Source organism: Sorangium sp. So ce590, from assembly GCF_051521365.1.
In the GTDB taxonomy this organism is placed as follows: Bacteria; Myxococcota_A; Polyangia; order Polyangiales; family Polyangiaceae; genus Sorangium.
Map to the genome: position 1 here is coordinate 7,058,622 of NZ_CP150346.1, position 24,758 is coordinate 7,083,379.

Annotated in this window: 19 protein-coding genes and 2 pseudogenes; 12 read left to right on the forward strand and 9 right to left on the reverse strand. The window is 69.0% G+C overall.

Going from position 1 to position 24,758, the window contains the following annotated elements:
• Positions 1–17 precede the first annotated feature (17 nt).
• The 4 genes from WMF28_RS26330 to WMF28_RS26345 all read right to left on the reverse strand — a co-directional run bounded on the left by WMF28_RS26330 (position 18) and on the right by WMF28_RS26345 (position 3,112).
• Positions 18–146 carry a hypothetical protein gene (locus tag WMF28_RS26330; RefSeq protein ID WP_437596071.1) on the reverse strand — a complete coding sequence of 43 codons (129 nt, stop codon included), beginning with the start codon at positions 144–146 and terminating at the stop codon, positions 18–20.
• A gap of 38 nt (positions 147–184) precedes the next feature.
• Positions 185–1,198 (reverse strand): zinc-binding alcohol dehydrogenase family protein, encoded by a 1,014-nt coding sequence (locus WMF28_RS26335; RefSeq protein WP_437596072.1) that lies wholly within the window; start codon positions 1,196–1,198, stop codon positions 185–187.
• Between the two features lie 195 nt (positions 1,199–1,393).
• Positions 1,394–2,425, reverse strand: coding sequence for an amidohydrolase family protein (locus WMF28_RS26340; RefSeq protein ID WP_437596073.1), 1,032 nt, complete (start codon positions 2,423–2,425; stop codon positions 1,394–1,396).
• A gap of 495 nt (positions 2,426–2,920) precedes the next feature.
• The gene (locus WMF28_RS26345) at positions 2,921–3,112 is read right to left on the reverse strand and encodes a hypothetical protein (protein ID WP_437596074.1); all 192 of its coding nucleotides are present in this window, start codon (positions 3,110–3,112) and stop codon (positions 2,921–2,923) included.
• Positions 3,113–3,382: 270 nt separating this feature from the next.
• On the opposite strand from WMF28_RS26345, the gene WMF28_RS26350 reads away from it, so the two are divergent.
• The 4 genes from WMF28_RS26350 to WMF28_RS26365 all read left to right on the forward strand — a co-directional run bounded on the left by WMF28_RS26350 (position 3,383) and on the right by WMF28_RS26365 (position 8,429).
• Positions 3,383–4,471: a PfkB family carbohydrate kinase gene (locus WMF28_RS26350; protein WP_437596075.1), complete on the forward strand. Its 1,089-nt coding sequence runs from the start codon at positions 3,383–3,385 to the stop codon at positions 4,469–4,471.
• Positions 4,468–5,139: a bifunctional 4-hydroxy-2-oxoglutarate aldolase/2-dehydro-3-deoxy-phosphogluconate aldolase gene (locus WMF28_RS26355; RefSeq protein WP_437596076.1), complete on the forward strand. Its 672-nt coding sequence runs from the start codon at positions 4,468–4,470 to the stop codon at positions 5,137–5,139. The genes WMF28_RS26350 and WMF28_RS26355 overlap by 4 nt, the downstream gene beginning before the upstream one ends.
• 866 nt (positions 5,140–6,005) lie before the next feature.
• Positions 6,006–7,070, forward strand: a complete 1,065-nt coding sequence (locus tag WMF28_RS26360) for an aldose epimerase family protein (RefSeq protein ID WP_437596077.1) — start codon at positions 6,006–6,008, stop codon at positions 7,068–7,070.
• Between the two features lie 156 nt (positions 7,071–7,226).
• Entirely contained in the window at positions 7,227–8,429 is a 1,203-nt protein-coding gene (locus WMF28_RS26365) for an alpha/beta hydrolase (RefSeq protein ID WP_437596078.1), read from the forward strand.
• Between the two features lie 51 nt (positions 8,430–8,480).
• Here WMF28_RS26365 and WMF28_RS26370 read toward each other — a convergent pair whose 3' ends face one another.
• Positions 8,481–8,681: a hypothetical protein gene (locus WMF28_RS26370; RefSeq protein WP_437604387.1), complete on the reverse strand. Its 201-nt coding sequence runs from the start codon at positions 8,679–8,681 to the stop codon at positions 8,481–8,483.
• Positions 8,682–8,727: 46 nt separating this feature from the next.
• Positions 8,728–9,270: pseudogene (locus WMF28_RS26375) on the reverse strand (glucuronyl esterase domain-containing protein); the annotation flags it as partial.
• Between the two features lie 71 nt (positions 9,271–9,341).
• Between WMF28_RS26375 and WMF28_RS26380 the strand changes: the two are divergent.
• A pseudogene (locus WMF28_RS26380) lies at positions 9,342–9,680 on the forward strand (transposase); the annotation flags it as partial.
• A 930-nt stretch (positions 9,681–10,610) separates the two neighbouring features.
• Here the strand turns inward: WMF28_RS26380 and WMF28_RS26385 are convergent.
• Positions 10,611–12,101 (reverse strand): HEAT repeat domain-containing protein, encoded by a 1,491-nt coding sequence (locus WMF28_RS26385; protein WP_437596079.1) that lies wholly within the window; start codon positions 12,099–12,101, stop codon positions 10,611–10,613.
• 309 nt (positions 12,102–12,410) lie between these two features.
• Here WMF28_RS26385 and WMF28_RS26390 point away from each other — a divergent pair, with 309 nt between their 5' ends.
• The 6 genes from WMF28_RS26390 (at position 12,411) to WMF28_RS26415 (ending at position 17,583) form a co-directional block, all read left to right on the forward strand.
• The gene (locus tag WMF28_RS26390) at positions 12,411–12,905 is read left to right on the forward strand and encodes a hypothetical protein (RefSeq protein WP_437596080.1); all 495 of its coding nucleotides are present in this window, start codon (positions 12,411–12,413) and stop codon (positions 12,903–12,905) included.
• Between the two features lie 61 nt (positions 12,906–12,966).
• Positions 12,967–13,512 carry a hypothetical protein gene (locus WMF28_RS26395; protein WP_437596081.1) on the forward strand — a complete coding sequence of 182 codons (546 nt, stop codon included), beginning with the start codon at positions 12,967–12,969 and terminating at the stop codon, positions 13,510–13,512.
• On the forward strand, positions 13,513–13,743 hold the full coding sequence (locus tag WMF28_RS26400) for a hypothetical protein (RefSeq protein ID WP_437596082.1): 231 nt from the start codon (positions 13,513–13,515) through the stop codon (positions 13,741–13,743). It begins immediately after the preceding gene.
• A gap of 183 nt (positions 13,744–13,926) precedes the next feature.
• Complete coding sequence (locus WMF28_RS26405; RefSeq protein ID WP_437596083.1) at positions 13,927–14,721, forward strand: BPTI/Kunitz domain-containing protein; 795 nt, start codon at positions 13,927–13,929, stop codon at positions 14,719–14,721.
• A gap of 917 nt (positions 14,722–15,638) precedes the next feature.
• Complete coding sequence (locus WMF28_RS26410; RefSeq protein ID WP_437596084.1) at positions 15,639–16,823, forward strand: alpha/beta hydrolase family esterase; 1,185 nt, start codon at positions 15,639–15,641, stop codon at positions 16,821–16,823.
• 322 nt (positions 16,824–17,145) lie between these two features.
• Entirely contained in the window at positions 17,146–17,583 is a 438-nt protein-coding gene (locus WMF28_RS26415) for a hypothetical protein (RefSeq protein ID WP_437596085.1), read from the forward strand.
• Positions 17,584–17,784: 201 nt separating this feature from the next.
• Here the strand turns inward: WMF28_RS26415 and WMF28_RS26420 are convergent, their stop codons facing one another.
• On the reverse strand, positions 17,785–18,381 hold the full coding sequence (locus tag WMF28_RS26420; protein WP_437596086.1) for a hypothetical protein: 597 nt from the start codon (positions 18,379–18,381) through the stop codon (positions 17,785–17,787).
• Between the two features lie 1,185 nt (positions 18,382–19,566).
• On the opposite strand from WMF28_RS26420, the gene WMF28_RS26425 reads away from it, so the two are divergent.
• The gene (locus WMF28_RS26425) at positions 19,567–23,931 is read left to right on the forward strand and encodes a hypothetical protein (protein WP_437596087.1); all 4,365 of its coding nucleotides are present in this window, start codon (positions 19,567–19,569) and stop codon (positions 23,929–23,931) included.
• An 89-nt stretch (positions 23,932–24,020) separates the two neighbouring features.
• On the opposite strand, the gene WMF28_RS26430 is transcribed toward WMF28_RS26425, so the two are convergent.
• Positions 24,021–24,653, reverse strand: a complete 633-nt coding sequence (locus WMF28_RS26430) for a peptidoglycan-binding protein (RefSeq protein WP_437596088.1) — start codon at positions 24,651–24,653, stop codon at positions 24,021–24,023.
• Positions 24,654–24,758 lie beyond the last annotated feature (105 nt).

Here is a 24,758-nt window from a genome sequence, read left to right on the forward strand (position 1 = left end):
GTCAGTGCTCCGGCGGCTCAGCGGGCGCGCACCCACGCGAGGCTCGTGTCCGCGAGGCTCCCGGTCGCGCTCGGCAACACGGTCGACTCGGGGTCGTGCTTTGAGAGCAGGTTCTTCATCTGCAGAAGCTGGTTGATCGTCTTCATCCGAAATCCCTTCAGTGAAGGCGCCGAATCGCGCACGCTCATGACATGCCCACCATGATCTTGGACGTTCGACCGGGGTGGGCAGCCCAGTCGGCGAGCGCCTCGGGCACGCCTTCGATGGGGATCGATTTCGAGATCAGGATGTTCGGATCGAACGTGCGTCGCTCGAAGAAGGCGATCACGTCCGAGAACTCGTTCAGGCAGTTGCGCGAGCCGAGGATGTCGAGCTCCTTCATCACGAACAGCCTGGTCTCGTAGCTCACCGGCTCTTTGCCGTACCCGATGTACACGACTCGACCGCAAAATTTCACCCACTCCACCGCGTTGCGGTAAGTCGCGGTCGCGCCCACGGCTTCGATCACGACATCCGGCCCGTCGCCGTTCGTCAGGTCCATCACGCGCTCACGTGCATCGGCGTTCCCGAGCACCGCCTCCCGCGCGCCGAGCGCCCTGGCGAGCGCGAACTTTTCGTCCTGCGTGTCGAGCGCGATCACGCGCGCGCCGCGGCTCACCGCGCCGGCGATGGCCCCGAGCCCCACGCCGCCGCAGCCCATCACCAGCACGGTCTCCCCGGCCTCGACGCGCCCTCGCGCCGCCGCGTGAAAGCCTACCGAGAACGGCTCGACGAGCGCGAGCTCCGTGAGGCTCAACTCCCGTGACGTGAAGAGCTTCTGGTACGGCACGGCCACGAGCTCGGTCAGCGCGCCGTCGCGCTGTACGCCCATGGTCTTGTTGTCGCGGCAGGCGTTGCGCCGTCCCGCGCGGCACGAGGGACACCCGCCGCACGCCGTGTACGGCGTGAACGTGACGTCGGTACCGACGCGCCAGTCCGCCTCGACGCCCGAGCCGAGCTCCACGATCGTGCCGGCCACCTCGTGCCCCAGCACCCGAGGGTACGTCACCATCGGGTTCTTGCCCAAGAACGTGTTCAAGTCGGAGCCGCACAAACCGACCCGTTGCACGCGGATCAACACCTCATCGTGCGCCGGTTTGGGCTCGCGGATCTGGCTCACCTGTGCAACCGACGGACCCGTGATCGTCAGGGCTTTCATGATGTCATTGCCTCACTGAGCGACTTCGTTCACTCGCGGCTTTCACGGCGCGCTCCGCAGCCGGGGCCGCTTCGTTCTGCTAAAGAACAGAGCGCCATGTCGAATGGCCGAAGCCGAAGCGACGTGGCGTTGCTCTACGATCCGTGAGCGGGGCGGCAGGCGCCGCCTTCGCCGTGGCGCTCGGAACGCCGCTGTTCAGGGGTGACGCGCGTAGAATTTTTGCGCATTCTTGTACATGACCTTGTCACGTGCTTCCTGACCAAACTCCTTGAGGTAGAGCTCGGCGATCTCGATTTCCGAAGCGAGACTGCCACCCATGTCGACCACGGGCCAGTTGCTGCCCCAGATCAGCCGGTCTTCGCCGAAGGCCTTCATCAGCACGTCGAAGTGCGCCTTGTACGACGCGAGGTCGGTCGGCGCCTTCCAGGGATCGTCCTCGGTGGCGGCCGGGTTGTACATGTCGAAGAACGACGAGAACTTGATGTAGATGTTCGGGTGCCTGGCCAGCCGCTGCATCGCATCGACCCAAGCCGGATCCGGCGTCGGCCCCTTCGCGCCCGCCAGGTGATCGATGATGATACGGAGCTTGGGCACCGCGGTTGCGAGCGCCTCGACCTTGTCCTTCGGGTTCAGGGTGCCGCGGCTGATGATGTCGAGGGTCATGCCCTTGGCCGCGAGCTCCTCCAGCGAGGCGAGTTGCTTGGCGTCGAGCGCCAGCTTCGGGCTCCAGAGGAAGCCGCGAATGCCGACCACGCGCGGGTCCGCGACGAGGCGCGCCAGATCGGCGCTGAAGCTCGGCGAGCCGATCTCGAGCTGCGCGACGAGGAACTTGAAGAAGTCGTTGCCCTTCGTCGCCTCGAGGACCTTGAAGTTGTCGTCGACGACGGGGCTGGCTTCGACGATGCCGGTGCCGATGATGCCATTCTGCTTCGCGATGGCTTCATACTCCGGGGGCAACACGTCGCGGTAAATCGGCTTCTGCTTGGCTTCCGGCCAAACGACGCCGCCCGGACGCGTGACCTGGTAGAGATGGATGTGCGTGTCGAGGATCGGACCACGCTGCTCCGCCGGCACGGCCAGCGGGGCCGCCGCTTTGCTCGCGTCGCCCGCCGTCTCGGGTGGCGTCGCGGTGGTCGCGGAAGACGACGCACACGCCGCGAGCGGCGAGAGCGTCATCATCAGGCACAACTTGGCGAAAGTCGCCGGAATACTCGTGAGTATTTTCATGGTGGAGTCTTTTTGGAGTCGGTGCCGAACGCGATCCCGATAGCGGAGGTGTCGCTGCGCATGACGACCCCCTTATGGCAAAGCAGAATAAGGAGGCCTCAATGTGAACGTTCACATGAGCGATGTCAACACCAATCCGCCCCTGAGGCCAAGCTCGGACTCGGGTGACGGGCAAGTCTCCTCCGGAGCGCCGCGGCAAGAGTGGCGGGCACCGGGCCGCGGTTATGTTCGATGTAGATTCCAATTTCCAATCCGCTTGCCCCCGGTTAAGGGCCTATCCCAGTAGGGAGCATCTGGGATCACCGCTGTCGCGGGCGAGCTGGACGATTCGGTCCCGGTCGTCGCCGTCGACCAACACGACGGCGCGGCGGCGGCGACCCGCCATCTCCTCGACCTTGGGTCATGGGCGCCGTGGCCGGCCGCCGCTGCGCGCCCATCGGGATCGAGGATGGCCTCGCGCCGATCCTTTTTCGTTGACACTCGCAATGTGAACGTTCACAATTTGTCTTGGGGTTTCTCTTCGCGCTCCCCTGAGCAGGCCATCATGCGCGGCGGCTCTTCATCCCTGGGATCGGGATCGATCACCAACCCTGGAGAAGCGACGCTGGAGAACTGTTCGATAATTTTTCCAGCATAGTCGCAGCGCAGCGCCGCACGCTGCCGGCTCGCTTGCCACGCGCACGGCATGGGGCATCGGAGACTGTGTTGAAAGCCTTGTCAAACAGCCCGCTAGTTCAATAACTCATCCATGCATCGAAGGGGCGGCGTTCACTCCACAGCCTGCGGGGCAGAGCTCGGTCGCCTCGACATCCTCGTGAGCAACGCGGGGCGGATCCGCAGGTCGTCAGCCGCCCAGCACTCGGACGAGGACGGCGCTGTGCGCAGAGGCAACCAAGTACATCCACGGCCACGCGCTGGTCGTCGACGGCGGCTGGATGAGCCGTTGAGGAGAAGAAGATGCAGATTCGCAGTGCAAAAGGTTGCCAGTGGGACCAGGTGAGCCTCGGCGAGGTGATGCTGCGCCTCGACCCGGGTGAGCGCCGCGTCCACGCGGCGCGGACGTTCGACGTCGGGGAGGGCGGGGGAGAGTACAACGTGGCGCGGGGGCTCCGGCGCTGCTTCGGGCTCCGCACCGCCATCGTCACGGCGCTCGCGGACAACGCCGTCGGGCGCCTCATCGAGGACCTGATGCTCCAGGGCGGGGTCGACACGTCCTTCCTGCGCTGGGTCGACTACGACGGCGTGGGCCGGGACGTGCGCAACGGCCTCAACTTCACCGAGCGCGGCTTCGGGCCCCGCGCCGCCGCCGGGTGCTCGGACCGCGGCCACAGCGCGGCGTCCAAGCTCAGGCCCGGCGACGTGCCGTGGAAGACGATCTTCGGCGAGCGCGGCGCGCGCTGGTTCCACACCGGCGGCATCTTCTGCGCTCTCTCGGAGACCACGGCCGGCGTGGCGCACGAGGCCATGGAGGTTGCGCGCGCGCATGACGTGCGGATCTCCTACGACCTCAACTACCGGCCCTCGCTGTGGAAGAACTTCGGCGGCCAGCGGCGGGCGCGCGAGGTCAATCGCGCCCTCATGCCGTACGTCGACTGCGTGTTCGGCAACGAGGAGGACTTCGTCGCGGGCCTCGGCTTCGAGGTGTCCGGCGTGGACAGCAGCTACAGCCAGCTCGACACGAGCGGCTTCCGCCGGATGATCTCCGAGGTCGTCGCGGCGTACCCCAACATCTCGGTCGTCGCCACGAGCCTCCGGTCGGCCAGGACCGCCAGCGTGAACGGCTGGGGTGGCATCCTGTACTACGAGGGCGAGTTCCACGAGGTCCCGCAGCGAGACATCGAGATCCTGGACCGCGTGGGCGGCGGCGACTCGTTCGCTTCGGGGATCATCTATGGCCTCTTGACCGAGCAGAGCCCGCAGTGGGCGCTCGAGTGCGGCGTCGCGCACGGCGCGCTGGCGATGTCGACCCCGGGCGACACCTCGATGGCGTCGCTCGCCGAGGTGCGGAGGGCCATGAGCGGAGCCGGCGCGAGGATCGAGCGATGAGCAGGGAGCAAGTCGTCCGCCGCATCGAGGAGATCGGCATCGTCCCCGTCGTGCGCGCGCCGAGCGGAGAGCTCGCCGTGCGGGCCGCTCGCGCGCTGTGCGCGGGCGGCATCGAGGTCGTCGAGATCACGATGACCGTCCCCGACGCCCTGTCCGCCATGCGCGAGATCGCCTCGCGGATGGGGGACCACGTCCTCGTCGGCGCGGGCACCGTGCTCACCGCGGACGCGGCCCGCCGGTGCATCGAGGCCGGCGCCGAGTTCATCGTGAGCCCGGGGCTCGACCTGGAGGTCATCCGCGCGGCGCACGATCTCGGGAAGGCGGTCTTCCCGGGGGCGCTCACGCCGACCGAGGTGATCACCGCGTGGAACGCCGGCGCCGACACGGTGAAGCTGTTCCCGTGCTCCGCGATGGGGGGCGCGAAGTACCTGCGCGCCCTGCGCGCGCCGCTCCCGGAGGTGAAGATGATGCCGACCGGCGGGGTCAACCTGACGACAGCCAGGGATTTCATCGAGGCCGGCGCCGTGGCGCTCGGGGTCGGCGGCGAGCTCGTGGACGCCGCGGCGCTCGCGGCGGGCAAGGACGAGGTCCTCACGGAGCGCGCGCGCGAGTTCATGTCCGTGGTCAGCGCCGCGCGTGCAGAGCTCGAGAACAGCGCGCGGGCGTAGAGAACAGCTCCGGCGGGCGGTGCTCGGCGGGGCAAACGCAGCACCCGCCGGCGGTGCTGCAGCCCCTCCACGTGGCCGTCTAGCTCCTCCGTCGACGCCCTGATGCACGGATGCCGCACCCTTCGCGCCGCCTGCGACGAGGATCGGGACATCAACCGGGCACTACGCAGGCTCAGAGCACCTGACGATACCCCGCTGACACCGTGGCACCGCTCGCGTGCCCGCTCGCTCGAGTGATCCTCGGGTAGCGGCGCGGTGGTCGAGGAAGACGACGCGCACGCCGCGAGCGGCGAGAGCGCCATCATCAGGCACAGCTTGGAGTCGGATGGCTGGCAAGTCTCCTCCGGAGCGGCGCGTCAAGAGGGCGGGCGCAGGGCCACGGTATTGTTCGATGTGGATTCCAATTTCGGGATCGGGGCTCGCCTTGCGCCGGTTCATTTGAGTTGACACGAACAATGTGAACGCTCACAATTTCGTCTCAGGGTGTCCTGCCGGTTTGTCCCGGGTAGCCGTCGTGCGCACCGGACTCTTGGTCCTTGGTATCGGGATCGATCTCTGCACCGATTCTGCTCGGGTGTCGTGAACGCAAGCCATGGCGAGATCGCGGGGGCTCGCCCGCGCTGCGCGCGCTCAGGCGGGGCCGATCCAGGTGAGACAATCCAGGCGGAGGGAACAGCATGGCGATAGGTAGGACGAGTTCGTGGTTCGGATTGACGATGACGGCGTGCCTCGCCGGCGCATGCGGCGGCGCGCAGACCGTCGACACGCCCCCTGCGGCAGCGCCGCCTGCGCCGACGGCGGCCCCCGCGACGGGCGCCTCTCCAGCGGCCCCGGCCGCCAGATCCGAGCTACCTGGTGGTGAAGCAGTGAACGCAAAGCCCGCTCCCGTCTCCAAGTCGCCCTTCGGCAACGCCGATGGCAAAGAGGTGATCCTCTACACGCTCACGAACGCGAACGGCCTGGTCGCGAAGGTGATGACCTACGGCGCGACGGTGACCGAGCTCCACGTCCCCGACAAGACAGGGAAGATGGGCGACATCGTCCTCGGCCACGACAACCTCGACGGGTACCTGAAGAGCAGCCCGTACTTCGGGGCGACGGTCGGCCGCGTGGCCAATCGCATCAAGAACGCGCAGTTCCAGCTCGATGGCAAGACCTACAAGCTCTCCGCGAACAACGGCGCCCACACGCTGCACGGCGGCAAGAAAGGCTGGGACAAGGTCGTCTGGGACGCGGAAGCGACCGAGACGCCGGACGGCCCGTCCATCAAGCTCACGTACGTATCGAAGGACGGGGAAGAAGGATACCCCGGCACGGTCAACGCGACCGCGACCTACACGCTCACCAACAAGAACGAGCTCAGGGTCGAGATGTCGGCCACGACCGACAAGACCACGATCGTCAACATGGCCCACCACGGCTACTGGAACCTGGGAGGGCACGGCTCGGGCTCCGTCGCCGACCAGGAGCTGATGCTGCACGCCGACAGCTACACCCCGCCGGACGCCACCGACATCCCCTCGGGCCAGATCAAGCCGGTGAAGGGGACGCCGCTCGATTTCACCGCCGCCAAGCCGATCGGCAGGGACCTGAAAGCCGTGGGCGGCAAGCCGGTCGGATACGACCACAACCTCGTCATCAGCGGCGACCCGCACAAGCTCCGCGAGGCGGCTCGGGTCAAGGATCCGAAGACCGGTCGGGTGCTGACGATCGAGGCCGATCAGCCGGGGATCCAGTTCTATACCGGCAACTACCTCGACGGGTCGATCAAGGGCAAGGGCGGCGCGGTCTACGACCAGTACAGCGGCTTGTGCCTCGAGCCGCAGAAGTTCCCGAACTCGATCAACGTCCCGGCCTGGAAGAACGAGGTCATCCTCAAGCCAGGCCAGCGCTACGCGCAGACGGTCGTCTTCCGGTTCACCACCGAGTAGCTCGTCGACGGTCACCCGCGCTGCCTCGCCGCGCCTGCGCGCTCACGCGAACGTCACGATCGGCTTCACGTCCGCCGACCGGCGCGCGAGCGCCACGGCCCGACGTCCGTGCCGCACACGCCGATGGCGGGCGGCAACCCAATCCCAGGAGGATTCATGACCCGCTCGATCCCATGCAGTATCTCGCTCCTTGTCGCGCTTGCAATCGCTGCTTGCGGGTCCGACAACGACGCCGCCGACGGCTCGGGCGGCAGCGGAGGAAGAGGAAGCAGCAGCGCTTCGAACAGCAACAGCAGCAGCAGCTCTTCGGACAGCAGCAGCTCTTCGAGCAGCAGCGGCAGCACCTCGGGCGCGGGCGGCACAGACGACCCGAACCCGAGCGGCGGGGGAGGACAGGGCGGGACGGTCGATCCGGTCGGCACCGAAGGCGACGGCGATTTCGAGATCGGGCCTGACTACCAGGACGCCCCGGAGATCAAGAGGGTCGACGGCGTTCCCCAGGGGCGGACGTTCACGTTTTCCCTGTCGTCGCGGGAGAGCGAAATCTTCACCGGCCACGATCCGACTTTGAACGACAACGCCAAGGGGGATTTCAACCGCCGCGTGGAGGTCGCGATCCCCGCGACGTACGTCGACGGCGTGGAGGCGCCGTTCATGGTCGTCCAGGACGCGCGCGACAGGAACGAGATCATCAACACGATCAACAACCTCGTCGCGGACCCGAACAACCGTTTCCCGAGCGTCATCGCCATCTTCGCCGCGAGCGGAGGGGGCGACTCGTACGGCAGCGAGCGGGGGCTCGAATACGATACCATGTCGGACGCCTATCCGAGGTTCGTCGATACGGAGCTCCTCGAGGCGGTCAAGAACGACCAAGCCGTCCACGCCGCGTACCCCAACCTGAAGTTCACGAGCAACCCGGACGGCCGCGCCACGTACGGATGCAGCTCGGGCGGGGCGGCGGCGCTGACCATGGGCTGGTTCGGCCACGACACCTACCGCAAGATCGTCACCTACTCCGGCACGTTCGTCGACCAGCAGAACCCCCGCGCGCCCACCGAGGCCGAGTACCCCGACGGCGCCTGGGAGTACACGGAGGGGCTCATCCGGGAGAACCCGCCCAAGCCGTTGCGCGTCTTCCTGCAGGTCGGCGAGAACGACCTCGGCAGCACCAGGGATGAAGCCAGCCACCACAACTGGGTGATGGCGAACCAGCGCGTGGCGGAGATCCTCAAGGAGAAGGGGTATCATTACCGCTTCGTCTACGCGAAGGGCGCCGCCCACTGCGACGGGAGAGTGATCAGGCAGACGCTCCCCGACACGCTGCGCTGGATGTGGCGGGGCTATCCGGTCGATTGACGGTACGAACCGGTGGCCTGGGTAACGGTTCAGACCGGCAGCCTTGGCTACCTAGGGAGTGTCCTTGCGCGGCGGGATGACGTCGAAGCGCCGGGTCCCCGGCTTCCCCAGGAGGACCTGATCGGCAAAGTCGAAGATGGCGTTCCAGTCCTCCTCGGTGGCGCCGTGCCCGCCGGGCCGGAAGTTCAGCCCCACATGCTCGGGGACGCCGAGGAAGTCGTACACCGGTTGAGCACCGAGGTACGACTGCACGGCCGCGTAGGCCCTTCCGTACTGATCTGTACTGATCTTTGAGCGAGTTGCACATGATGAAGAGCCGCGGCGCGGTGAGGGCGGGCAACCAGTGTTGGTCCGAGGGAAGGCGCTCCGTCCGGTTCCTGAACTCCGGAAGCAGCGGCCCGAACCAATAGGTGTTCTGATCGACGATCTCGGTGATGCCTTGCCCGAGCCCGCCGCCCATCTCGGCGCCGGAGAACCGGAAGGCCATGCCCCCCGCCACCGGGGCCGTGAGCGCGATGCGCTCGTCGAGGGCGCCCGCGAGCAGGACCGCCTGGCCCAGGCGCGACGTGCCCGTGATCATGATCTTGTCCCGATCCACGGCTGGATCGGTCATCAGATAGTCGACAGCGCGGGAGATGCCCCAGGCCCACGCGGAGATGTCCCTCCAGTCGTGGTCCGGGTACGCCGGAAAGAACGCGGTCGACGCGTAGTCGCGGGAGTCCGCGCCGAGCTCCTGGTAGCTGGTGCTACGTCGCGGTAATCCCAGGCGTTTCAGGCGTGGAAGACCTGCCTGATCGCAGAAGGCCCGTTCTGTCAATGAGCTCGTACCGTCGGACTGCACGAGTCAGGAACGGCTCCGAGAATCTTGACTTTGCGGAACGCGTTTGCTTGTCCTATCCGCCCAACCCCGCTGCCTTCGCTGCGCTGCTCGACGCGCTCTACCGCAAGCCCTGGGTGGTCTACGCCAAGCCGCCCTTCGCTGGGCCCGAGCAGGTCTTTGCCTACCTCGGTCGCTATACCCACCGCGTCGGGCTGTCCAATCACCGGCTGCGGTCGATGGATGAGCGCGGCGTGTGCTTCCGGACCCGCGGAGACAAGACCGTGACGCTCTCCGCGGAGGAGTTTCTGCGTCGCTTCCTGCTGCACGTGCTGCCTCATCGCTTCGTGAAGATCCGACACTTCGGCCTGATGGCTGCGTGTCACGCCACCACCACGCTCGAGGTGGCACGCACGAGGATCCTGGCGGCGCCAGACGCAGCGCAGCGCGCTGTCGGGGGAGATGAGCACCGGGAAGGTAGCTCTCACGAGCGCGAGCCCTCTGCGCGCCACGTCGTCAAGGTCGACTGGTGCACGCTGCTCACCGCGCTCACGGGGATCGACCTGTTCATCTGTCCTCGCTGCGGCCAGGCTGCGATGGCTCGCCGCCCGCTGCCGTCGTGCGTCGTCGCCTCTTCCGCTGCTCCTCCGGACACGTCATGAGCATCGCTGGCCTGGGCAAGAGCAACAACACCACCTCCGTCGCGTGGCGGTCAGGCATCGATCCGCCTTCTGCGCCGTCCATGTCGGTGGCGTGCGTGCTGCTGGGCCTCCGTCGGCACCGCGCTCTGTCTCGGCACGTCTGCGCCCGACGTCGTGGCGGCGGGATGCACCACCCGTGCAAGCCCCGCCGCACCCGCCCTCTGCTGCCTTCTCGGGCAGGATCCCCATAGACCTCGCGACCGCCTCGCCCGGCCGCGAACCGGCCCGGTCCAACGCCCTTGGGGCGAAGGCCGCCACCGAAGTGCTCTCCTGACGGTTGGCGGATGCGGCCCGACAAGGCGATGAATCAGACGGGCTTTGCCCGCTGAGTATCGCCAGGGCGTTGGGCCGGCAGAGCGCGGGGACGCAGGCACAATCCCGACACAGGCGGCAGCGCATCGAAGGGTCCGGCAACGGGGCGGCGAGACAGACGGAAACTATGAAAATCGCGGCTGTTTCCGGCGTTCGCTCGTGGTCGAGCGGTTCTTCTGGCGGGATCTCTGACGCACGGAACCAGGTCGAGGCCTGACGCGCCGTCGCTCTCCTCGCCTGCGCGGGGAGCACAGGGCGATGCATTCCGTCTGACCGAGTACGCGCAGGGCGCTTATAGCTCAGCTCCCCGCCGGCGGAGACCTCCGGAGGCCGCGCCGCGGTCGCCGCGCTTCAATGCAGCGCGCGGCGATCGATCGCCTCGATGGCCATCCGGGCCGTGTCGCACACGCGGTCAACGTTGCTGCGGGTGCCGGTCGCGGTGCGCTCGAACGGCTTGGTCTCATCCTCGAGCAGCCGCTCGAGCGCCGGCCGCACCCGCGCGTCGCCGACGTCGCCCAGCATGCGCGCGGCGTCCTGGCGCACGAACGGATCGGCGTGCCTCGTCAGCTCGGTCAGCACCTCGAAGCCCGCGGCGCGGTCCTGCCGGACGAGCGCCCGGCAGGCGCTCATCCGGTGGGAGCGCTCCTCGCCGAGCGCGAACGCCCGCAGCCGCTCCACGAGCGCCGGCGCGTCCACGTGGACGAGCACCTGCAGGCCGTACATCGCCACGCTCGGCTCGGCGTGATCGAGCATCGCCGTCGCGGCGGCGACGAACGCCGCGGCCTCCGACGGCGGCACGCCCCGGCTCGCCATGCCCGCGAGGCGCCAGCCCGCGTCCGTCGCCACGCCCTTGCGCGGGTCGCGGGCGCGCGGCGCGAGGTCGGCCAGCATGATCACCTTCGCCTCGTCCAGGGCGCGGAGGGCCGCCGACGCGATCGAGCCGTCGGCGTCGTCGAGCAGGGCGCGGGCATCGGCGGCCCAGCGCGCGGGATCGCCCTTGCTCACGACCTTCAGCGCCGCCCGGCGCGGCCCCGGCTCCGGATCGCGCAGGAACCGCCGCGCCCGCGCCCCCGCGCCGTCGTCGAATTTGCCGAGCACCTGGAGCGCCTGCTGCCGGACGCCCGCCTCGGGGTGATCGAGCCGCGCGATCACCAGCTCGAGCGTGTCCCCGCCCAGCCGCGGCAGCTGGCACATCGCCGCCAGCGCCGCCGCCACGCGCTCGCCCCGGCGCAGCGCGCCGGCCAGCTCGGGCTCGAAGCCCGGCATGCCGGTGCCGAACCAGTGGAACTCGTACCCGGCGAGGAGCTCGTCGAGCCAGCGCTCGTACCAGTCGAGGAAGCCCTCGTTCTCGGGGAAATACGGGCGCCCGCCGTCGAGGTCGACGTACACCACCCGGCCGCGCGCCGGCCCGGTGACCACGAGCTGGCTGAAGTAGCTGCAGCCCTGCATGCCGAGGCTCAGCGTGCCCCGCAGCGCGCGGTCCATCGCCTCGTCCTCGCCGGGCAGGAGCACATCGAGCCAGTCCTCCCCGGGCGGCAGCGTGTCGGGGTGCAGCGGGCACGCGGTGTCGAGGTCGTCGATCGCCTCGTACCGCGCCTCGTCGCACCGCGCGAGCGTCAGGAGCCCGTAGAACGGCCCTGCCCCGCCGTGCCCCACGTGCAGGAGGAACGCGCGGTAGTCCTCGGGCAGCCGCGCCCGCCGCGCGGCCTCGAACGCCGCCACCTCGGCCTCGGTGGCCGGCGGCTTCAGCTCGAAGCGATGAGCGTCGCTGCCAAAACACGAGAGGCCCCGCTCCCGGACCGCGGTCAGCTTGGTGACTATCCCATCGAGGCGCTCGCGCACGGCCTCACGCTAGCACCCGCGAGCGCCGCCGCCCGCCCGCCGGATCACGGCGCCGGGCGCTCGACGGGGGCGGGCGTGGCGCCAGAAGGGCGCCGCGAGGCACGCGCGCCCGCCGCCTGCGGCTGCGCTGGCGGACGTGTCCCCGCGATCTCTGGTAGGCTCGCTGGCCGTCGAGCCGCGCCGGCCTCCCGAGCGGAGCGCAGGGCCTCCTGCGGATCGCGAAGGAGCCCGGCGCCATCGTCGTCCGCGATCCGCGGGACGTGATGGGTCCGCGCGACCGCCGCGGGTCGGACTTCATCGCTGCAGCCGATGTCCTCTTCGTCTCTTTCTTTCACCGCGCTCGCCGCGCTCGCGCTCGCCGCGACGGCGGCCGAGGCGCGCGCCAGCGCCGCGGAGGGCGCGGCGAACGCGGGCGGCGTCGAGCTCGACTGGATCGCGCCCGGGGAATGCGCGGATCGAGGGCGCGTGCTGGCCGAGATCGAGCAGCGCCTCGGGCGGTCGTCCGAGGCGAACGGCGAGCCGCCGCTCAAGGCGCGCGCCGTGGTGTCCCGGAACGAGCGCGGGTCGTGGGACCTCCGCCTCACGACGGCGCTCGGCGAGACGACACGGTCGCGCGAGCTCCACGGCGAGACCTGCGCCGAGCTCGCGGACGCGGCGGCGCTGATCATCGCGCTCGCGATCGATCCCGACGCAGCGAGCCGCGGCACCCCGACGGCGGAGCCGGACACCGGCGCGGCGCCAGGCGACATCTCCGGCGCGGGCCGCGTCCGCGCCTCATGCGCGTTCCGAGAAAATCTCGACTGACAGAGACGGATGTTCCTCGCGTCGGTCATGTAGCGATGGATCGCAAGAGACAGGAGGAACCATGAATCGTTCGACCCGCGTCGCGCTCGCGTTGCTCTTCGCGGCTGCCTCGCTCGGGAACACCGGCTGTCAGCCGCAGGATCTGCCCATCGGCGGCGATGAGGCCAGCTCGGGCGGCGGTGAGGCCAGCTCGGGCGGCGAGGGATCCGACGCGGCCGCGCTGCTCGTCGCGCACTGGGAGGGATACGTCGAGAACGTCGAGTTCCGCTCGGGATCGGACGCGGTGCAGCTCGACATCGATACGGTGGAGCGTTCGGCGATCCAGGGGACGGTGCGCTTCGGGGCGGGGCCATCGATGCCCCCGCCCACGGATCCGGACGTGGGTTATCCCCCGAACCCCGGGATAGAGGTTGGTTACGCGCTCGGCCTGCGCTACGATGGCTTCGATTTCACGCTACTGGGCGCGCACCTCAGCGAGAGCCGGCTGCGTTTCTCGATCGCACCCACAGAGCTCTGGAAGGGCTGGTGCGAGCTCCAGACGCCGCGCCTTGTGGTCACCCGGGGCGGCCGAGAGCGCACCTATTTCTGCGAGTCCGACCAGGGCTAGTTGCAAGGCAGCGACGGCTGCTTCCTGGCCGATCAGCCCGTCGACTGTGCCTATATCGATCTGTGCATAAAGGATGTTTGCCATTGTGGCGAGTCCGGGTGCACAGTGGACGCGGAGCTCGCGGAGGAACGGGTCGACTTCGATCTTGAATTCGATCAACAGGAGGCGAACGGCAGCATCGCGATCGAGAGCGCCATTTTTTACAACGTCCGGCTGACGCGCGACCCCTGACGGCGATCGGCTCAGGGACCGGCCGCCTCGACGACGCCGTCATGGTGTGCCGCGCCGTCTGGCACACCGAGGCCCCTCGCCCGCGCGATCCGGGCCGAGATCGGCGGGCGCATCGACCGGACGCCCGGGCATGCTCGTTGCAACTCGCCCGGCATGCCTCGGCACTTATCCCTGGGTCTTGGCTTGCTTAGCTCCCTTCTGCTCGCCGCAGGCTGCTCCGGGAAGGTGGACCCCGCAGGCTCGGGCGGCGGGGACCCGGGCGGAGGCGGTTCGTCTGCGGAGACCGGCGGCGGTGGCGGCGGCGGGCAATTGCCCGTCCGGTGCCTGCTGCCGGCGGATCCGGGTCGGTGTGACGCGGCGTTCCCGAAATACTGGTACGACCCGGCCGCCGGCGCGTGCAGGGAGTTCACCTACGGCGGCTGCGAGGGCAACGAGAACCGCTTCGATTCCCTCGCGGCGTGCGAGGAGGCCTGTCGGGGCGAGCTGCCCGACATAGGCGTCTGCAACGCGCCGAGCGATTGCGTCCTGGTGTCGCGGGGCTGCTGCGGCGCCTGTGACACGGCCGTCGCCGAGAACTTCAGGGCCATCAACCGCGCCGGGACGAAGCTCAACGAGATCATCCAGGGGTGCGGGGGCGTCGCGTGCGGCGCGTGCCCGGAGGTCACCGAGGCGGAGCGCACGACCCAGTACTTCACCGCCACGTGCGAGGCGGGGCGCTGCGTCGTCCTCGACGTGCGCGCGTCGCCGCTGACAGCGTGCGCGGTCGACTCGGACTGCGTCCTGCGCGACGGCCTCGGCTGCTGCGAGGGGTGCGACGGGACAGGCATCGTCGCCCTCAACCGGAGCGCGGGGCTCGATGCCCTGGTCTGTCCCGCCGGCATGGGCGCGTGCCCTCCGTGCGCGCCCGCGTTCCCGGACGGGATGACGGCGGTCTGCTCGTCGGGCAGGTGTCAGCCGCAGATGTCCCCGACACCTTGAACGACGCGGGACGACGAGGAACGACCAGCGCTCCCGGCGTGTGTGGTCAGGCGCTGTCTCGTGAATCGTGGATAAGGCACTTTCCTGCGCCCACCTGGGCGCCTTTCCAGTCTGGGCGCGTCATCGCCGCGCTGCGCCGATTCCGGTGAAGAGCTCCGGCGCATTGGGCGGGACCGACGGAACCGACGGAACCGACCGCTCCACCGTCGCCTCGCATTGACGCTGAGCGCCTGGCCCCGATAGCCATGTTCCATGGAGCGCTCGTAGATTCTTCTTTCTTCGACCTCATTCACGAAGGAGCTCAGCAGGGTACAGCTATACGGTAGGATGCCTTCCGCTTGGTGCTACGTCGCGGTAATCCCAGGCGTTTCAGGCGTGGAAGACCTGCCTGATCGCAGAAGGCCCGTTCTGTCAATGAGCTCGTGCAGTCGGACTGCACGAGTCAGGAACGGCTCCGAGAATCTTGACTTTGCGGAACGCGTTTGCTTGTCCTATCCGCACAGCTGATGGACCTGGTGGAAGACTTCGCCGAGCCTGGGGTCTCGGTGGTCGCCGCGTGCGCCGCGCTGGGAGTGAGCCGTGCGACGTTGTACCGAGGTACGAGCCCGCCGCGGCCACCGGCGATACGAGAGCGCGTGCCGAGTTAGGATTCTCGTGACCGCTGTCTCATCCGCGTTGACAAATTCCACCTCCGTCGACCGAACGAGAATTCGCCGACGTACTTTGGGTTTCGCAGCATCTCGCGAATGGCGAAGTGCATCCAGCCCGCGCCAGCTCGGCGTCGCCCACGAGCGCCCACGTGCTCACCCGCGGATCGGACCGAGGGAGCGAACAGCGAAGGAATAAATTTATAGACCGTGACTCCGGTACTTACAAGCGGTAGGTAAACCCGTACGTCCCCTTTATGGAGAGGCCTAATGAACCGCGCTTCCCTCGTCGTCATTCTCAACTCGTTCGCGTGTGCCTCGGCGCTCGTCGGTTGCTCGTCCGATTCGAGCGACACGCAGGGCTCTGGAGGTAGCGCTCCCAATGGTTCCGCAGGCACCGGTGCCGTGGCCACGGGCGGCTCGGCCACGGGCGGCTCGGCCACGGGCGGCTCGGACACGGGCGGCTCGGACACGGGCGGCTCGGACACGGGCGGCTCGGGCACGGGCGGCTCGGGCACGGGCGGCTCGGACACGGGCGGGGCTGCTGGCTCAGGTGGTAGCGGAGCCGGCGGGGCCGGGTCCGGTGGTGGCGCTGGTGGAGGCTCGGACACGGGTACGTTGTCCGCCGGGTGCGGCAAAACGCCGACCATTGACGCCAGCATGTACAATAACGGCAACCCGATCTCGATTACGGCGGCGAATCGGCAACGTCGATACATCCTGAGCGTGCCGGCCAACTACGACAATAAGAAGCCGTACAGATTGGTCATCGCTTGGCATCAGCTCGATGGAAACGACAAGCAGATGTATCAGCAGAACTACTACTGGCTGAAGGACATCGCCGACGCCGCCAGCAGTACGATCTTCGTGGCTCCCAATGGGGAGAAGAACGGAACGCCGTGCACCGGGACTGGCAACGGGGAAAGCGGCTGCGGGTGGCCCGACTCAAGCGGCTCGAACGTGGCACTCGCGGACGCCGTGGTAGAGCAGGTCGAGCAAAATTTCTGTATCGACAAGAGCAAGATCTTCGCAAACGGCTGGAGTTACGGCGGCAGCATGTCCTACCGGACGGCTTGCTCGCGTCCACTCGATGGAACCGGCACTTGGGGTGTCCGCGCCGTCGCCATCTACAACGGAGCGGCGCAGCTCAGTGCCGGCAACTGCAAGCCGAGCGAAGCGGTCGCCTTCTACGCATCCCATGGCACCAACGACAACGTCCTTCAGTACGGTGGCGGTGTCTCGATGGCGCAGACGTACGCCGGGCTGAACGGTTGCACCTGGAAGGAGCCGACAAGGGCCACCGGAAACCACGTGTGCACCAACTTCATGGGCTGCACGACGGGTTATCCGGTCGAGTTCTGCTCCTTCGTGGGACCGCACACGCCTGATCCGCCGCGAGAGGGTGGTCAACGTTGGCAACCGCAAGAGGTTTGGAAGTTCTTCAGTCAGTTCTAGGCTGCCAAGAGTCGAGCCTAAAACCTCTTGAAAGGTCGGATCGAGTGTGAGCTACAGTGCTTTGTGGAAGCCAAGTTTGCCGACGTGCCCGACGCTCTGTGGCGTCGGATCGAGCCGCTGATACGAGCGGAGCCGCCGAAGCCAGTAGGGTACAGCTATACGGTAGGATGCCTTCCGCTTGGTGCTACGTCGCGGTAATCCCAGGCGTTTCAGGCGTGGAAGACCTGCCTGATCGCATAAGGCCCGTTCTGTCAATGAGCTCGTGCAGTCGGACTGCACGAGTCAGGAACGGCTCCGAGAATCTTGACTTTGCGGAACGCGTTTGCTTGTCCTATCCGCCCGGCCGAACGCGCTCTTCGTCGTCGCGTCCGTGCAAGCGCTCCCCGAGGAGCTCACCGGGCTCGCCCACACCCTCACCGTCAATTTCCCCTGGGCCTCGCTGCTCTCGGCGCTCGTGCTGCCCGAGGCGCCGGTGATCGAGGCGCTGCGCCGGCTCGTCCGACCGGGCGGGGAGCTCATCGCGCTGCTCAACCAGAGCGTCTTCGACGACCGGCCCTACGCGGCGCGGCTCGGGCTCCCCGAGCTCTCGGACGCGTGGGTCGACGACACGCTGCGCCCCGCCTACCGCGCGGCGGGCTTCGAGATCCGGGCGAACGAGCTCGTCGAGGGGGACATGCCGCACCAGACGAGCTGGGGACAGCACCTCACGCTCGCGTCGGGCCGGAGGACGCGCCTGCTCACGGCCGAGGCGATAGGCTGAGCTCGGCGGTCGACCAGGCCAGAACGGCGGGAACACATCGGCGAGCGCCTGCGAGATCGGCCAGCGCGGCCCGTCGGGACCGGGCTGCAGCCCCGACGATTCGTCGCATGGATTCCAGGGCAGGCGGGAGCGCGCGGGCGTCTCGGGCCGGCAGAGGCGAGGGGCGCCTTCGGACGGCTCGGCTGACGCCGGCGCCCATGGTCACTGCGGTGCTGCGATCGTGATCGAGGGATCGAACCAGTAGTTACCGATGTATTCCCCGCCGATCGCGCAATAAAACTCGAGACCGTACTGGAGCGTTCCCGGCGTGGCGAGCGCCGGAACAAGGATGTACGGGTTGCGCTTCACGGGCGAAGTCAGGCTCGCGTCATGGCGGGTGACCAGGTACTGGTAGCCATTCTCCTGCGCCCACTGCGAGTTCGGCCCGACGACATAGTCATAACCATACGAACTGACGCGGGTGTCCCGGAAGCTGACGTCTCCGATGATCGCATCCCCGCCGGTGAGGTCACCGAGGGTGATCGGATCGGTCTTCCAGGTCATCGCGACGAAGCCCACCGGGGCGCACGCCACGCCGACGTTGGAGTTCGCGTCCTGGACGGAGATGAGGACCTCCTCGTTGAAGTACACAGTCACGGGAGTGTCCCCGCCCTGGTTGGTGTAGGTAGTGGGATCGTTCCCTCTCCCGTACTTGAGAGGAGGGTGCGACCCCGGATAAGTCTTGGGACTGCCAAACTGCCCTCCAGGATTCTGCTTGATAGAATTGCTATCGATCAGAAAAATGATGTGCATTGTCATGTTGTTCTCTCCTATCCTTGGGCGTTGACCGCGCAGACCTGGTACGCAGGCGCGGCAGCGGCGCTCCCCTCGGTCCGGTAGCAGCACCTGCGCGCCTCGCTTCGTTGGCGCGGCGTCACAGCAAGCGACGTAACTGCAAGCGACGTGCCACTTGAGCCGGCACTTCGGGCCCCCAGCGCAAGGGCGCTTCCTCCCCCAAAACCCCCCACAGGCGTCTGGTCGTCCGATCTTCCGGGCACGCCTCGCCCCCCTCGCGGCGCCGGCCTCGCCTCCTGTCGAGAAGCGCCGCTTCATTTCGGGACGCAAGGCTTCATCGCCCCCGCGCGGGTCCCGCTCGACGCGCCCGCCGCAGGTCCGCCTGGATCTCCGCCGGCGCTCCAACGGTCGGATCGGTCCGAGATCGCCCCGAAGCCTCACCGAGCCGTCCAATGGCGGCTGGCATCGCCATTGCAACATTCGCATCAAGGTGGTTGCCCTCGGCCAGGACCCGGACCTCGGCAATCCGAACCCGAAACGTCAACTCCTCCCAATGCAGGAAGCGCAGCGATTCATGACAAGATTCTCTCGAATACTCAGGGCGGCGGCGGCCATCCCCTTCCAGTAGGGTACAGCTATACGGTAGGATGCCTTCCGCTTGGTGCTACGTCGCGGTAATCCCAGACGTTTCAGGCGTGGAAGACCTGCCCCATCGCATAAGGCCCGTTCTGTCAATGAGCTCGTACCGTCGGACTGCACGAGTCAGGAACGGCTCCGAGAATCTTCACTTTGCGGAACGCGCTTGCTTGTCCTATCCGCACGACTTCGGCCGCTTCGACCTGGCCGAGGAGCCCTGGCCGGCGGATTGAGCCGCCGGGCCGCGGTGTCGTAACGAGTCATGCGTGATCGTCACGGGTGACTCGAGGCCGTCTTCGCGAGCGCCACGAACGTGCGCTTGTCGTCGTGCAGGTTGTTCCAGACGAGGTCGGCCCGGTGATCGCCGTCCACGTCGGCGAGGTGGACCGTGTCCGGGAGCCAGTATCCCTCGGGCTGTTGCCACGCGGCGAGCCCCCGTGTCCAACAAGGCGCGACACCGCCCCGAACAATCCGCGAGATCCCGCCGCAAAGATGCTTGTCTCGAAGGCTGTGAGCCGGTGCGAAACAGGCTGTTCGACGTGAAATCGGCTATGCAGGCAGCCCGCGCGCGAGGTGGGCAATCCGCTTCGTGGAGAGCAACATCGGGTCCATTCCGCGGTTCACCGCCTGGACGGAGCCGAGGCCCCGCGCGCCGGGGGCGACAGCGACAGTCCACTGGAACCGGCCGGCGCTTGTCTGGTAAGAGTGCGGGCCATGGCGACTCGCCGCGATCCGAACGACGATGGAGAGGTGGTCCCGCAGCCGGGGCCGTGGCCGGTGCCCGAGCCATCGCCCTCCCCCGAGCCTTCGCCCAAGCTCTTCCCCGAGCCGCCGCGCAAGAGCGTACCGGCGCCGCCGCCGGAGCGCTTCCCCGAGCCGGCGGCGGAGATCCCGCCCAAACCATTGCGCAAGAACGTCCCGGAGCCGCCGCCGGCGAAGGACACGTTCTCCGATCTGGCGCTGGTCGCCCAGCCACGCGCGGTGCCGCGCGGCGAGCGCATCCACGTGCTCGACGCGATCGGGCCGACGGTCTACGCCTTCGTGAGCAACATCGAAGGGGCCGAGGGCCAGCCGTGGGAGGTCAAGTTCGAGTGTGTCGACGCTCGCTGGATGGATGCCTCGTGGCAAAAGCTGATGTCCACGGCGGCGGGAGCGCGGCTGTTCCGGCTGTTCGACGGCAAGCCGTTCGAGATGGTCTATCCCAAGCTCGGCCTCTCGGACCTGCGTCATCTGTACCTGGTTTATGCCTGGTTCCTCGGCGCTTCCATTGACTCGCCGGTGCTCCAGGGAGCGGCCCCGGTGTCGTTCTTCACGGTCATCCTCCCGCCCGACGATCGCCTCGTCCGTCCCGTCATCAAACACTGCGCCTGGTACGAGCTGAGGCTCGAGGGCGGGGCCCGGGCGGACGAGGCTTATGCCGGCGACTTCGTCGAGTGGGGCGCGACTCCGGACGAGGACGTGCGCAGCGTGCGCCGGGTGGTGACGGCGGCGTTCCGGCGCGTGCCCGCCTCCGGGCGGCGCATCCCGTACGAGACGGAAGGGATGGAGCGAGGCGCGTTCGGGCCGTCGGTGATCCAGGGCGGGCTCAAGGCGCTGCACTTCCCTCAGATCGACCCGCTGCCGGCCGGAGCGGACGCCAACCTGCTCGACGACGACGACGCGCCGCCGCCCGCGCCGCCGGCCCAGGCGCCGCACGCCGCACCCGCCGCGGCGCCGCGAAGGCCTCGGGCGGTTGCGCCCAGCGTGACGGCCCTGGCGCGGCGAGCCGGACGCTGGTTCGCGGGCGCCACCGCGCTGGTGAAAGGCACGCTGCACGACGTGGTGCAAGACGTCGTCGGCGACCTCACGGCGACGCTGAGCCCGCAGCCGGCCTTCGCGCTGCCAGGGGGCTTCGCGCTGCCAGGCCGCGTCGCGCTGCCAGGTCGCCTCGTTCCGCCGGATCTCGGGGCCAGGCCAGAACCCCTCGCCTACACCGGGAGCCCGCTCAACATCGCGCCGTGGGCCGGGCTGCCGACGATCGCGGGAGCCGGCATCGGGGCCGCCGGGAGTCGGCCGGTGCTGAACCCGATGGCCCGGCTCCTGCCGAACCACGCGCACCAACCTTTCCTCGGCACGCTCAACATCGGCCAGGGCCACTGCACGATGTTCGTCAATCACGACAATCACGTGATTGCCTATTTCGACTTCGGCTATGCGACCGACTTCACCGTGGGCACGGCGCCGGCCGCGCCGACCTCGCCGTGTCTCTGCCGCCGTCCGTTGATCATCCTCTCGCACTGGGACAGCGACCACTGGGCGATGGTGCGGCGCGAGCACCACGCCTTGACGCTGCGCTGGCTCGCCCCGCAGCAGCACATGGGGACAGCCTCGCTCCACGTGATCGCCCGCGTGTTGCAGGCGGGCGGACAGTTCAACCTGTGGCTCGCAGGCGGCGGCGGGGCCGGCTCGCACATGCGCTTTCCGTGGGGCTTCGTCGAGCGCGCCAACGGGCCGACCCCGCTCGACGAGGACAGCCGCAACGACAGCGGGCTGGTCGCCTGGGTGTGTGTGAAGGATCAGATCGGCGGGGCCGAAGCGCCGGCCAACAACGCCGCCGCCGCGGTCCCCGCCGCGGCGGCGAACGTCGCCGCGGCGGCGCCGGCCGCGGCCGCGGGCATCGTCAACTTTCCCAACGTCGCGGGCATCCCCGCCGGCTGGCCGGCCCACCTCGGGCTCGGCGCGGCGATCGGCGCGGCACCGGCGTCTCAGGTCGCGCAGACCTCGGCGACGGCCGCGTACGCGTCGGCGGTGGCCGCGGCGATGGCGGCTCCGGTCCCGGCGATCGCCGCCGCCTGTCAGGCCGTCGCGCAGGCGGTCGCCACCAGCGGAGGCACCGCGCTCGCCGCCGCCGCCGTGGCCCGCAACGTCGCCAACTCGGCGGTGGTCGCGCTCGCCGCGGCGATCGTCGCGGCCGGCGCCGCGCCGCCCGCGAACCATGCGGCGTGGGTGGCCGCGGTCAACGCGCAGCGCGTCGCCGTGGCGAACGAGACCCTGCCGCTGATCGAAGCCGCGGTGAACGCCGTCGTGGCCGCGAACGGGCTGGTCGGGCACGCCGCCCACCGCGCCATTGCCAACGCCGCCGCCGACGTGTTGAGCGGCGCTGCCGCGCCGGGCCTCGGCGACGTCGCCGCGGTGACCCACATCGGCGCGACGCCCCCCGTCATCGTGGCTGCCGACAGCCCCGCCGCGCGCACCCGGAAGCGACGCAACGCCGTCAAGGACATGCTGTTCGGCATCGTCAACAGCGCGGTCAACAACCCTCCCGCGCTCGCTCTCCCGCCGCCCCATCCAGCGATCCCGACCGTGGTCGGCAACCCGGCGCCGTTCACCACACAAGAGCGCTACGTGTTGCTGACGGGCGACGCCAACTACTCGCGCATGCCGACGCAGACGCTGCTCGCCGCCGGCACGCAGACGCCCATCGTCGTCGGCCTGCTCGCCACCCACCACGGCTCGAACCGCGTCGACGGCTCGCAGATCGAGTCGTACTCCATCCCGTGGGCCGGCACGAGCGCCGAGGTCGCCGTCGCCCGCGTCGCACAGACGGTCGCCGCCCGCCCCGGCACCGTCATCGAGATGGCAGTCGCGGCCGCGACACGCTGGGGCAGCGTCGGAACCGCCGCGGCGATCGACGCAGCCGCCGTGGCCGCGGCGAACGGCGCGACCCCGGTGGCGAACGGCGCCACCGCGGCCGTCATCGGCGCGCTCGCCGCCGTCGCCGCCGACGCCAACGCAGCGGCGATCGTCGCCGCTGTAAGCGCTGCGACGCCGCCCGCGGTCCGCTACGCCGCCGCGGCCGTGTGCCTCGTGGAGCGCGTCCGGCTCAACGACTACGCCGCCGCTTTCCCGGCAATCGTCGCCAACGAGCCGGCGGCGGTGGCGTCCGCGGCCGTGGCCGGCTGCACCGCGCAGATCCTCGGCGCTGCCGCCGCCGATCACGCCAACATCATCAACGCGGCCGTGGCCGCCGCGCTCGCGCTCGGGGCGATGGAGCCCAACGCGATCTCGCCGTACGACCTCGGCCGCTACTGTCTCCTGGCTGCGCGTCACGTCTACCCGATGCCACTCGCACCCGTCGTCGGGCTCGTGGCCCTCAGTCAAGCCGCGGAAGCGCACGTCGCCGCCGCGGGCGCGATGGCTCCGTTGATCGGGGGCCAGGTCGTCCAGGCGATGCACCCAGGCGCCCTCTACGCAACGCCGGTCGCCGGTGCGTTGTTCGGTTTGCAGCCGCGCTTCGTCGGGGTCTCTGCCCTCCTCGATTGCCTCTACGCGCGCCGCGCCGCCGCCGTGGTCGCGACCGCCGCGGCCATCCCCGCCGTCGTCGGGGCCTTTCCCCAGACCAACGCCGTCGCCTCGATCGCCGACTGGGCCGCGGTGCTCGGTGCCGAGGCGGGCGCCGCGGCGGCGCTCAACGTCGAGCAACTGGGCATCCGCGCCGCCACGAGCTCGGGTTACCTGGCCGATCCGGTCTACCCCGCGGTGGCGGGAACGGCGGGAGGGCGCATTGCCTACTCTTACGGTCTGAACGGGACCGGACACTGCCACCCGGCCGCACCGGGACCGATGGGCCACCCGCATCCAATCGCGATCGCCAAGTACCGGTCACGCGGCTGGAGAGAGCGGCGCAACACCGTCAACACCGCCGCCAGCCTGCAGCCGGACGCCAGCCCGCACGGCCACATCGCGCTCGGCTGGGAGAACATCGCCGCGGTCGCGCCCGTGCTCGCCGTGGCCCCCGTCGTCGCCGTGCCGGCCCTTGGAATCGTCGGCGTGGCAGGGGTTGCGGCCGTGCCCGGGATCGCGGCCTACGAGGGCCCGCTGCGGCCGGGCGCGGCCCTCGCCGGACACATCCAGTGGAACTGCGCGAACTGCGCCAGGGCCTTCAACTTCGTGGTGTGAGAGGCCGCCCGCCGGGCGGAGCTTCATGCGCCAGGCCGGGCTCGGAGCGCCCCCGAAATCGGACCGACCAATCAGGCAGATGCGCGCTCTCAGGCGCCGTGCACCGTGACGAGGGCTCGTCGCGTTGTTTCGTCGACCACGCCGGTCGGCTCGAGCTCCTGCGCCCGCTGGAACTCCCGCACCGCGGCGATCACCGGCGCCGCCCCTTCAGGCGCGGCTTCCGCCTCGTGCGGCAAGTACCCGAGGCTCACCAGGCGAGCCCGCACGCCCTTCTCCTCGCTCACCGGTGCGAGGTGCCCGAGGGCCAGCTCGTAGCGCTCGGCCTCGCCGATCGCGAGCGTGCCGCGGCGCGCGCCGGGCGGGATCCACGCCTTGACCCGGCCGTCGCTCCCGGTCCGCCCCTCGTGGGCGATGCCGTCGATGGTCAGCACGTAGGCGAGGTCGGCGCGCGGCGCGTTCTCGGCGCGCAGCTCGATGTTGAGCTTCTCGGGCACCCCGCGGCGGCGGAACACGTGCCGCTGCGCCGTCACACACGCCGCCGCGCCCAGGCGCTTGTCCGGGATCTCGACCACGTCGCCCGGGAGCAGCACATTGGGATTGCCGCGAGCCCGGCGCAGCTCGGAGTTCGCGGCGAGCTTCCACAGCGTATCGGGAAAGAAGCCGCGCTCGAAAGCAATGCTGGCGATGCACTCGCCCGGCTCGACCGTATGCTTCTCCGCCATCGAGCGCACGATAGTCGGAGACGCCTTCACTTGGAAGCGCGAACGCCGCCGCCGGGGCCCCCCTCCGCCGCCGGCTCGCGCCGCCAATGACCGAGCACCATGCTC

Coding starts and splice junctions, on each gene's coding strand:
- WMF28_RS26330 (WP_437596071.1), bottom strand. CDS start 146: ATGAAGACGATCAACCAGCTTCTGCAGATGAAGAACCTGCTCTCAAAG.
- WMF28_RS26335 (WP_437596072.1), bottom strand. CDS start 1,198: ATGAAAGCCCTGACGATCACGGGTCCGTCGGTTGCACAGGTGAGCCAG.
- WMF28_RS26340 (WP_437596073.1), bottom strand. CDS start 2,425: ATGAAAATACTCACGAGTATTCCGGCGACTTTCGCCAAGTTGTGCCTG.
- WMF28_RS26345 (WP_437596074.1), bottom strand. CDS start 3,112: ATGCCGTGCGCGTGGCAAGCGAGCCGGCAGCGTGCGGCGCTGCGCTGC.
- WMF28_RS26350 (WP_437596075.1), top strand. CDS start 3,383: ATGCAGATTCGCAGTGCAAAAGGTTGCCAGTGGGACCAGGTGAGCCTC.
- WMF28_RS26355 (WP_437596076.1), top strand. CDS start 4,468: ATGAGCAGGGAGCAAGTCGTCCGCCGCATCGAGGAGATCGGCATCGTC.
- WMF28_RS26365 (WP_437596078.1), top strand. CDS start 7,227: ATGACCCGCTCGATCCCATGCAGTATCTCGCTCCTTGTCGCGCTTGCA.
- WMF28_RS26390 (WP_437596080.1), top strand. CDS start 12,411: ATGTCCTCTTCGTCTCTTTCTTTCACCGCGCTCGCCGCGCTCGCGCTC.
- WMF28_RS26395 (WP_437596081.1), top strand. CDS start 12,967: ATGAATCGTTCGACCCGCGTCGCGCTCGCGTTGCTCTTCGCGGCTGCC.
- WMF28_RS26410 (WP_437596084.1), top strand. CDS start 15,639: ATGAACCGCGCTTCCCTCGTCGTCATTCTCAACTCGTTCGCGTGTGCC.
- WMF28_RS26420 (WP_437596086.1), bottom strand. CDS start 18,381: ATGACAATGCACATCATTTTTCTGATCGATAGCAATTCTATCAAGCAG.
- WMF28_RS26430 (WP_437596088.1), bottom strand. CDS start 24,653: ATGGCGGAGAAGCATACGGTCGAGCCGGGCGAGTGCATCGCCAGCATT.